Annotated in this window: 2 protein-coding genes and 1 pseudogene; all 3 read left to right on the top strand. The window is 46.0% G+C overall.

Going from position 1 to position 1,064, the window contains the following annotated elements:
- The first annotated feature begins 36 nt into the window (after window positions 1-36).
- Window positions 37-333 (top strand): hypothetical protein, encoded by a 297-nt coding sequence (locus C4885_RS16155; protein WP_114001305.1) that lies wholly within the window; start codon window positions 37-39, stop codon window positions 331-333.
- 82 nt (window positions 334-415) lie between these two features.
- Complete coding sequence (locus tag C4885_RS16150; protein WP_114001304.1) at window positions 416-808, top strand: hypothetical protein; 393 nt, start codon at window positions 416-418, stop codon at window positions 806-808.
- Window positions 809-939: 131 nt separating this feature from the next.
- A pseudogene (locus C4885_RS17165) lies at window positions 940-1,064 on the top strand (DUF3847 domain-containing protein); the annotation flags it as partial.

Below are 1,064 nucleotides of genomic sequence, written 5' to 3'. Positions count from 1 at the left end.
CCCTATTGCGTAACAGGGGCGCAGAAAGGAGAGTTTATGAGAACAGGGCTTACGAAGCAGGAAAAGACCACCGATATTTGGTTTGACGAGAAAGACCCCCTTATCCATATTCGCACCCACAACACCGACTTAAAGAAGCGGCTGACCGCCTATGCCGCAGCGCACCCCGGCGAGTGCCGCCAGACCGACGCAGACCCGGACACGGGCTGCATGGAGTTTGATATTGCGAAGGGGCGCTTCTCTTTCCGTCTGACCGCCCCATACAGCGAGGAACGGCGGGAAGCAGCGCGAAGGTATGCCAGAGAAAATAATGCCGCTGACAGGTTGAAATGAGGTAGACTTGTTCACAGTTTTGTGCTATACTTTAGCCAAGCAACGGAGCGACAAATCGGGATTTGACAAGGAGGTAACTGATATGAGGAAAATGTTAGCAGTCGTATTAGTGTTGACCTGTCTACTTGGTGTGGCTGGTTGTTCTTCCATGAAAGTTGACAAAACCAAACCAGTATTTGAAACAGATAATATAAGTAGCATTTCCTTTTATACTATGCCGAATCACAATGATGGAATTCAAGTTCCTGATGAATATATCGAAGAAATCAAAACATGGCTTTCTTCGTTTAGACTCGATGAGAAAGTGAAGGATAAGCAACTTCCCCCTGGTAGCAATAGCGTTTTGGTGGAAATCGTATATTCTGATGGAACTACAGTGAAGAACGGCTTGTCTACATTCACTGTTGATGGAACACTTTATTATCTGTCTCACGATGATGCACCAGAATGTTATTTTGACATTCTGGATAGTTAGCCTTACAAATTCCAGTTTATCGGGCAGATAACGCCTACTCAATAACAGAATACGCCAACTGAGGGCAGCTATTTTCACACAAGAAAACGGCTGCTCTTTTTTTGCCCATGAGTAGAAAGGAGCGACCACCTATGACGAAACCGAGAGAGAAAAACCGTGAAGAGCTGCAAGCCGAGATTGAGGACGGAAAGAAGAAAATCCGGCAGTTTGAGAACCGGGAAAAGATGTTGCGTCAAAAGCTATCCAAAGAGGAACG

This window comes from Subdoligranulum sp. APC924/74 (assembly GCF_003324125.1).
Classification (GTDB): Bacteria; Bacillota; Clostridia; order Oscillospirales; family Ruminococcaceae; genus Gemmiger; species Gemmiger qucibialis.
The sequence above is the reverse complement of the archived record's forward strand: the minus strand, read 5'-3'. Positions and strand labels throughout refer to the sequence as shown.